Below are 8,094 nucleotides of genomic sequence, written 5' to 3' on the forward strand. Positions count from 1 at the left end.
CCCACCTTTTCGTATTGACGCTTCCCGATTTCGAGCGGAGTGTTGTTCCCGCAGCGTCAGAATAGGCGCGCATAAAAATCTTGGAGGAAATGAATGAAGCGGATCGCGCTGGCCGCGGGCCTCGCTATTCTTGCATCACACGGTGCGAGCGCGCAGAGCGCCGATCAGTTGGTCAAGGGTGCAACTGATACGGGGAATGTTCTCAACTACGGCATGGGCTATAATCTGCAGAGGTTCAGCCCGCTGACGCAGATCAACAAGGACAACGCCAAGAACCTCGTTCCGGTCTGGAACTACAGCTTCGCCGACGACCGCAGCGAAGAGTCTCAGCCGCTGGTATACCAGGGTGTCCTCTACGTCACGACGCACAACGCGACGATGGCGGTCGATGCCAAGACCGGCAAGCAGATCTGGAAGAGCAAGATCGAATATCCCGCGGAGACCCCGCGTGTTGTCTGCTGCGGCATCATCAACCGCGGTGCCGCGCTGTATGACGGCAAGGTTTTCCGCACCACGCTCGATGCCAATGTGATCGCGCTCGATGCCAAGACCGGCAAGGAGCTGTGGCGCCAGAAGGCGGCCGACATCAAGGAAGGCTACTCGATGACGGTCGCGCCGCTCGTCGCCGACGGCGTCGTGCTGACCGGAATCTCCGGCGCGGAGTTCGGCACCCGCGGCTTCATCGACGGCTGGGATCCGGCGACCGGCAAGCATCTGTGGCGCACGCACACCGTCCCGACCCCGGATGAACCCGGCGGCGACACCTGGAAGGGCGACACCTGGAAGCTGGGCGGTGGCTCGACCTGGATCACCGGCTCCTACGATCCCGAGCAGAACACCGTGTTCTGGGGCGTCGGCAATCCCGGCCCGTTCAACGCAGCGGTGCGCCCGGGCGACAACCTCTACACCTGCTCGGTGCTCGCGCTCGATCCGAAGACCGGCAAGATGAAGTGGCACTTCCAGTTCTCGCCGAACAATCCGTTCGACTATGACGCGGTCGCGGAGATGGTGCTTGCCGACATGAACGTCGAGGGCAAGCCGACCAAGGTGCTGATGAACGCCAATCGCAACGGCTTCTTCTATGTGCTCGATCGCACCAACGGTAAGCTGCTGGCGGCCAACCCCTACGTCAAGGTGAACTGGGCCTCCAGCATCGATCTCAAGACCGGCAAGCCGGTCGAGACCGATGTCACGCGCGACGCACGCGAGGGCAAGAAGGTCACGGTCTATCCGTCGATCCTCGGCGGCAAGAACTGGGAGCCGATGTCGTTCAATCCGCAGACAGGCCTCGCCTATGCCAACACCCTCGTGTTCGGCGGCCACTACAAGACCGAGCCCGCGACCTACAAGGCCGGCGAGTGGTACCTCGGCATGGACCTGACCGACCTCTGGGATTGGCCGGAGGGCCCGCGCGGTCAGCTGAAGGCTATCGACCCGATGACCGGCAAGACCAAGTGGGAGCAGCCGAGCGACATTCCGCGCTTCTCCGGCGTGCTGTCGACGGCGGGCGGCGTGGTATTCTCGGGCAAGCTGACCGGCGAGTTCGAAGCCTTCGACGCCGACAGCGGCAAGAAGCTCTGGCAGTTCCAGACCGGCTCCGGCATCGAAGGCCAGCCCGTGACCTGGCAGCAGGACGGCGTGCAATACGTGGCCGTGACGTCCGGCTACGGCGGCGTCTACTCGCTGTTCTCCGGTGACGAGCGCCTCGCCAACGTTCCGGCAGGCGGCTCGCTGTGGGTCTTCGCGGTCAAGAACTAAGTACGGATTGCGCGTGACCCAACACATGTTCATGAGGACGGCGGCGACGTTCGCCGCCGTCGTCGCGATGTCGGCCGTGCTCTCCGCGGCCGCCATCGCTCAGCAGCAGGACGACAGCGCTGCACACAGCGCAATCGATCTCGGCAAGACGACCTTTGCCCAGAAGTGCTCGCATTGCCATGGTCCCAACATGGTGAATTCCGGCACCGTCACGCCGGACCTTCGCAGGTTTCCGGACGATCAGCCGCGTTTCGTCACGACGGTGAAGCAAGGCAAGAACGGCCGTATGCCGCCCTGGGGTGACATTCTCAGCGACGACGAGATTACCGCGCTCTGGGCCTATGTCTCGAGCCGGAGAACGCAATGATGCGCCGTCTTGCATGTTGGACGGTCGCCTTGTTGATTTCGACAGCGTCATCAGCGGCGCAGGCCGCTGGTGACGTGCTGCGCATTTGTCTGGACGAGAATCTCCCGCCGTTCTCGCTCCACCAACGTGGCAAGCCCGGCAACGGATTTGACGTGCTGCTCGGCCAGGCGATCGCTGATCGCCTTGGCAAGAAGCTCGAAATTCAATGGTTCGAGAGCAAGCTCGACGAGGATTCGAGCCCGGCCCTCGAGGCGAACGCCCTGCTCTCCGATGGCCGGTGCTCGCTGCTGGCCAGCTACGCTTTCACACAGGATGGGCTGGTCGCGCCCGGAGTCAAAACGGCGAAGCTGCCCGACTTCGATGGTGCCACACGTGACGACCGCCGGCAGCGCATTCCGCTGGGTACGCTGACGCCGAGCAAGCCCTACATGTTCTCGACGCTGACGGTCGTTCTCGGGCCCGCCGCGAAACAGCGCCAGATCCGCGATATCGGCGATCTCGCCGGTCTCAGGCTCGCGATCGAGAGCGGCACGCTGGCCGACGCGATCCTCATGACCTTCGACAAGGGCCGCCTGATCGACGACATCACCCATCTGATTCCGACGCGTGATGATCTGCTGGGCGCGCTCGAACAGGGAAAGTTCGACGCGACGCTGCTCGACAGCCGACGCTTCGATGCGTATCGGGCGGCTCATCCGGAGAGCAAGCTCGCGCCCTCCGGCTACAGCTATCCGATCGGCGTCAACCGCGGCTATGTCGGGCTGTCGAGTTCAGCCGAGTTGCTGGCCGCCGTCGATAAGTCGTTGAACGATCTCATTGCGTCCGGCACTCTGGCTGATCTGGCCCGCTCCGCCGGCCTGACCTATCTGCCGCCGCGCGAGCCGGCGATCCTGGGCGACGCGTTCCAGAAAATCATTCGCAGCGGCGCGCGCTAGCGCCGCTGCGGGCTCCGCCGCTGAAGGCTCAATCTGAAGGCTCAATCGGCGCGGGCCGCGATCTTGTGGACCGACGACGGCACGACGCCGAAATACTTTCGGAACACGCGGCTGAAGTGTGATGAGCTGGAAAAGCCCCAGGAGAACGCGACGTCAGTGATCGTCTTGCCGCTCTGGGTCTCCAGCTCCTGGCGGCAGTGTTGCAGCCGCGCTCGCCAGATATAGTCGCTGACCGTCATGCCACGATCGCTGAACACCATGTGGAGATACCGCTTGGTGCAGCCCAGGGCGGCCGAGATCTGGTCGATGCAGAGGTCGGGATCGCGAAGGTGCTCGCGGATAAAGGCCTGCGCGCGCACATAGACGGCTTCGGGTCCTCCCCGGTCGAGCATGTTGTCCGCTTCCCGCAGCGGTAGCAGCAACAGATCGATCAGCGATTCGGCGACGCCGACGGCCGAGTTCGGGGTGAGCCGGGTCGCCTCGTCGAAGGCCGAATGCGTCACGTCGTGCGCAATGCGACCGGTCCCGCTCCGCGCCGACAGCTTGTAGGCCGGCATCTTCTCGGACCGGAAGCCGCGCTCCTGCAACAGCTCCTTGGGAACGATCACCACGTCATGACGCGTCAGCGCCGGGCTGATGATCGTGTGCGGCGTGGACACATCGTAAGCGAGGCAATCGCCGGGACCGATCTCGATCTGGCGGCCTTCCTGTTCGAAATAGGAGATTCCATAAGTCTGGAACAGAATCTTGATGTACGGGTGCGCCACTTTCTGCGCGCGCGCATAGGTATGCGCGATGCGGTGCTGGCTTGCTTCAATCTGGCACAGCTTCAAGCGGGAAACCGTGGTGAAGTTGATGCGCCCCTCGAATGAGGCGCCCTCCAGCGGATCGACATCGAAACGTCCGCAGAGATCGGTCAGTGCATCTGACCAACGCTGGATCTGACTCTTGGGTGAGAACCCCGAGGTAGTAAGCGAGCGGATCGTATCGGACATCTTCATCCACCGATTCAAGATCGAGACGCAACGGGTCCGCCGCAGGACGGCGGATGAGAGTGCTGCCAGATTACTCCGATTTTAAGGCCGCGGTATCCCTCGCGACACATCAGTTCCATAAAACGCCCCCAATGATCCTCCGCCTTCATTCTTGTAAGGTCAAGGAAAACATCAACCTTCGGTGGAACGCCCTTCTGAAAATTGATGCTACGCAGCAAGAATGAGCCTCATGTTGCGGACCAGCAAAGCAGATTCTCCTTCAAAAACTTCTCGTCGCTTCACTCTTGAGCAAGCGCTTTTCTCTTTTGGGCAAGTTTCCCGATCCGGAAGTGGATAATCAATGATGCCGAAAACGAATACTGGGCCGCGTGATGCGGAACCTCAGTTGAACCCGGGAGGAAAGACGATGCGAAGAGTGCTACTCGCAACATGTCTGACGTCAGTCGCGGCGCTCGCCGCGGGTGGCGCATTTGCCAGCGAAGAGCTGGTCAAGATGTCGGCCAACCCGAAGGACTGGGTGATGCCGGCTGGCGACTACGCCAACACGCGCTACTCCAAGCTCAACCAGATCAACGCCCAGAACGTCGGCAAGCTGCAGGTCGCGTGGACCTTCTCCACCGGCGTGCTGCGCGGCCACGAGGGCGGACCGCTCATCGTCGGCAACATGATGTATGTGCACACGCCGTTCCCGAACAAGGTGTATGCGCTCGATCTGGCCAACGACAACAAGATCGTCTGGAAGTACGAGCCGAAGCAGGATCCGAACGTCATTCCGGTGATGTGCTGCGACACGGTGAATCGCGGCGTCGCCTATGGTGACGGCAAGATCTTCCTGCATCAGGCCGACGACAAGCTCGTCGCGATCGACGCCAAGACCGGCCAGCACGTCTGGACCGCGGTCAACGGCGATCCGAGCAAGGGCCAGACCGGCACCTCGGCTCCGCTCGTCGTCAAGGACAAGGTCCTGGTCGGCACGTCCGGTGGCGAGTTCGGTGTCCAGTGCAGCATGACCGCTTACGACATCAAGAGCGGCAAGCAGGTCTGGAAGGCCTATTCGGAAGGTCCGGACGATCAGATCCTGTTTGACGCGAACACCACCTCGCTCGGCAAGCCGGTCGGCAAGGACTCCAGCCTGAAGACCTGGCAGGGCGATCAGTGGAAGACCGGCGGCGGCTGCACCTGGGGCTGGGTCTCCTACGACCCGCAGCTCGACATGGTGTATTACGGCTCGGGCAATCCCTCGACCTGGAATCCCAAGCAGCGTCCGGGCGACAACAAGTGGTCGATGACGATCTTCGCGCGCAATGCCGACACCGGCGTCGCGAAGTGGGTCTATCAGATGACGCCCCACGACGAGTGGGACTATGACGGCGTCAACGAGATGATCCTGTCGGACCAGGCGATCAACGGCCAGCCGCGCAAGCTGCTGACGCACTTCGATCGTAACGGTCTCGGTTATACACTCGACCGCGCCAGCGGCGAGCTGCTGGTCGCCGAGAAGTACGATCCGAAGGTCAACTGGACCACCGGCGTCGACATGGACAAGAACTCGGCGACCTATGGCCGTCCGAAGGTCGTCGATCAATACTCGACCGACAAGCAGGGCGAGGACGTCAACACCAAGGGCATCTGCCCGGCCGCGCTCGGCACCAAGGACGAGCAGCCGGCGGCCTACTCGCCGGACACGCAGCTGTTCTACGTCCCCACCAACCATGTCTGCATGGACTACGAGCCCTTCAAGGTGAGCTACACCGCAGGTCAGCCCTATGTCGGCGCGACCCTGTCGATGTATCCGCCCCAGGGTGAGACCAACATGGGCAACTTCATCGCCTGGGACGGCAAGACCGGCAAGATCGCTTGGTCGAACAAGGAGCCGTTCTCGGTGTGGTCGGGCGCCCTCGCAACGGCCGGCGGCGTGGTGTTCTACGGCACGCTGGAAGGCTACCTCAAGGCGGTCGATGCCAAGACGGGCAAGGAGCTCTACAAGTTCAAGACTCCGTCCGGCATCATCGGCAACGTCACGACCTATGAGGCCGGCGGCAAGCAGTACGTCGCGGTGCTCTCGGGCGTCGGTGGCTGGGCCGGCATCGGTCTCGCGGCAGGCTTGACCGATCCGACGGCAGGTCTCGGCGCGGTCGGCGGCTATGCGGCACTGAGCAACTACACCGCTCTCGGCGGCGCGCTCACCGTGTTCTCGCTCCCGCAGTAAGCTTGGTCTCCTGCTCCGGCGCATGGATCTCCTCCATGCGCCGGTTCGCCTACACCAAAAAATTAAGGGAAAACGCCCTTGCGTAGAATCTGGTTTGCGGTCGCCACGGCGCTGAGCCTGGCAACCGGCGGGATGACTGTCGCCGGAAATGCCTGGGCTGAAGGCCCCGGAGATCCAACGGCCGTGAAATCCGAAGACGGAAAGTACTTCGATAAGGACGGCAATCCGACCTACAAGGTGGCCGCCGACGGAACGGTCGATTGGTACACCTACTCCGGATACCGCCGCTATCACTCGGAGTGCCATGTGTGTCACGGCCCGGACGGCATGGGATCGACCTACGCGCCTGCGCTGAAGGACTCGGTCAAGAACATGAGCTACGGGGACTTCCTCGGCGTCGTCGCGAGCGGACGCAAGAACGTCAGCACGTCCCAGGAGAACGTCATGCCCGCGTTCGGCGATAATCCGAATGTGGCCTGCTACATGGATGACCTGTATATCTATCTTCGCGCCCGCAGCAATGATGCCGTGGGACGCGTTCGCCCGGCCAAGCACGAGGACAAGCCGCCAGCCTATACGGAAGCGGAGAACTCCTGCATGGGCAAGAAATGACCGACGAAGGCCGCGCTCTGGGCAGGGTCGCGGCCTTGAGAGACTGAAACAGGAGTTTGAGACATGAAGACGCGCGCCGCGGTCGCTTTCGAAGCCAAGAAACCGCTGGAGATCGTCGAGGTCGACCTCGAGGGACCGAAGGCCGGCGAGGTGCTGGTCGAGATCAAGGCGACCGGCATCTGCCACACCGATGCCTACACGCTCGACGGTTTCGACAGCGAGGGCATCTTCCCCTCGATCCTCGGCCATGAGGGCGCCGGCATCGTGCGCGAGGTCGGACCCGGCGTGACCTCGGTCAAGCCCGGCGACCACGTCATTCCGCTCTACACGCCGGAATGCCGCCAGTGCAAGAGCTGCCTCAGCCGCAAGACCAATCTCTGCACCGCGATTCGCGCGACGCAGGGCAAGGGCCTGATGCCCGACGGCACCTCGCGCTTCAGCTACAAGGGCCAGACCATCTATCACTACATGGGCTGCTCGACCTTTGCCAACCACACCGTGCTGCCGGAGATCGCAGTCGCCAAGATCCGCGAGGACGCCCCGTTCGACAAGAGCTGCTACATCGGTTGCGGCGTCACGACCGGCGTCGGCGCGGTCGTCAACACGGCGAAGGTCACGCCGGGCTCGAATGTCGTGATCTTTGGCCTCGGCGGCATCGGCCTCAATGTGATCCAGGGTGCCCGGATGGCGGGTGCCGACAAGATCATCGGCGTCGACATCAACGACAGCAAGGAGGAATGGGGCCGTCGCTTCGGCATGACCCATTTCGTCAATCCGAAGAAGGTCACCGGCGACATCGTCCAGCACCTTGTCGCGCTCACCGATGGCGGCGCCGACTACACCTTCGACTGCACCGGCAACACCACCGTGATGCGCCAGGCGCTCGAAGCCTGCCATCGCGGCTGGGGCGAATCGATCATCATCGGCGTCGCCGAGGCCGGCAAGGAGATCGCGACTCGTCCGTTCCAGCTCGTCACCGGGCGAGTCTGGAAGGGCACCGCGTTCGGCGGCGCGCGCGGGCGCACCGACGTCCCCAAGATCGTCGACTGGTACATGAACGGGAAGATCGAAATCGACCCGATGATCACCCACACGCTCAAGCTCGAAGACATCAACAAGGGCTTCGACCTGATGCATGAGGGCAAGTCGATCCGTTCCGTCGTCGTGTTCTGACCCGAGCCACGCAAAACTGAGGAGGATTGCGCCATGACTGTCCAC

At 62.6% G+C, this 8,094-nt stretch carries 7 protein-coding genes; 6 read left to right on the top strand and 1 reads right to left on the bottom strand.

Going from position 1 to position 8,094, the window contains the following annotated elements:
* Positions 1 to 93 precede the first annotated feature (93 nt).
* From BRAS3809_RS00980 to BRAS3809_RS00990, 3 genes are read left to right on the top strand one after another with little or no spacing between them, the layout of a single operon-like run.
* Positions 94 to 1,758 carry a methanol/ethanol family PQQ-dependent dehydrogenase gene (locus tag BRAS3809_RS00980; RefSeq protein ID WP_008960232.1) on the top strand — a complete coding sequence of 555 codons (1,665 nt, stop codon included), beginning with the start codon at positions 94 to 96 and terminating at the stop codon, positions 1,756 to 1,758.
* A gap of 25 nt (positions 1,759 to 1,783) precedes the next feature.
* On the top strand, positions 1,784 to 2,125 hold the full coding sequence (locus BRAS3809_RS00985) for a c-type cytochrome (RefSeq protein ID WP_008960233.1): 342 nt from the start codon (positions 1,784 to 1,786) through the stop codon (positions 2,123 to 2,125).
* Entirely contained in the window at positions 2,125 to 3,060 is a 936-nt protein-coding gene (locus BRAS3809_RS00990; protein ID WP_008960234.1) for a substrate-binding periplasmic protein, read from the top strand. Before BRAS3809_RS00985 ends, BRAS3809_RS00990 begins: the two co-directional genes overlap by 1 nt.
* 41 nt (positions 3,061 to 3,101) lie before the next feature.
* Here BRAS3809_RS00990 and BRAS3809_RS00995 read toward each other — a convergent pair whose 3' ends face one another.
* On the bottom strand, positions 3,102 to 4,055 hold the full coding sequence (locus tag BRAS3809_RS00995; RefSeq protein ID WP_035654826.1) for a helix-turn-helix domain-containing protein: 954 nt from the start codon (positions 4,053 to 4,055) through the stop codon (positions 3,102 to 3,104).
* A 406-nt stretch (positions 4,056 to 4,461) separates the two neighbouring features.
* Here BRAS3809_RS00995 and xoxF5 point away from each other — a divergent pair, with 406 nt between their 5' ends.
* From xoxF5 to BRAS3809_RS01010, 3 genes are all read left to right on the top strand, one after another.
* Complete coding sequence (gene xoxF5 / locus BRAS3809_RS01000; protein WP_008960236.1) at positions 4,462 to 6,264, top strand: lanthanide-dependent methanol dehydrogenase XoxF5; 1,803 nt, start codon at positions 4,462 to 4,464, stop codon at positions 6,262 to 6,264.
* A gap of 132 nt (positions 6,265 to 6,396) precedes the next feature.
* Entirely contained in the window at positions 6,397 to 6,876 is a 480-nt protein-coding gene (locus BRAS3809_RS01005; RefSeq protein ID WP_008960237.1) for a c-type cytochrome, methanol metabolism-related, read from the top strand.
* A 63-nt stretch (positions 6,877 to 6,939) separates the two neighbouring features.
* The gene (locus BRAS3809_RS01010) at positions 6,940 to 8,049 is read left to right on the top strand and encodes an S-(hydroxymethyl)glutathione dehydrogenase/class III alcohol dehydrogenase (protein ID WP_008960238.1); all 1,110 of its coding nucleotides are present in this window, start codon (positions 6,940 to 6,942) and stop codon (positions 8,047 to 8,049) included.
* Positions 8,050 to 8,094: the final 45 nt, after the last annotated feature.

Source organism: Bradyrhizobium sp. STM 3809, from assembly GCF_000239795.1.
Classification (GTDB): Bacteria; Pseudomonadota; Alphaproteobacteria; order Rhizobiales; family Xanthobacteraceae; genus Bradyrhizobium.